This window comes from Psychrobacter sp. TB20-MNA-CIBAN-0197 (genome assembly GCF_040309765.1).
In the GTDB taxonomy this organism is placed as follows: domain Bacteria; phylum Pseudomonadota; class Gammaproteobacteria; order Pseudomonadales; family Moraxellaceae; genus Psychrobacter; species Psychrobacter submarinus.
Window position 1 is genome coordinate 1 of the sequence record NZ_JBEOPC010001428.1, and the last position, 234, is coordinate 234.

General features: G+C 46.2%; 1 protein-coding gene. It reads right to left on the bottom strand.

Annotated elements, in window-relative coordinates; translation table 11 throughout:
- On the bottom strand, positions 1-234 hold a 234-nt coding region (locus AAEY83_RS18675), incomplete at both ends, for a nucleotidyl transferase family protein (RefSeq protein ID WP_502945230.1).

Genomic DNA, 234 nt, shown 5'->3' on the forward strand with positions numbered 1-234 from the left:
CTTTTACATTTAAGCGCTTGGCTAATATATCGGCAAAGGCTTGTGCTGATAATGAGCGAAAGTCCTCATCAAAACCTGCCACCACTAAGGTTTTAACCCCATGTTGTGCTAGGAGTGCCTGCTTTTCTGCTAGATTGGTCAAACGCGCAGGGGCTTTAGCTGGCTCAAAAAACTCACGTGGTTGTGGCTCAAATATCATGACCGCAGCGTCCAAGTTTTGGGTATGCGCAATAT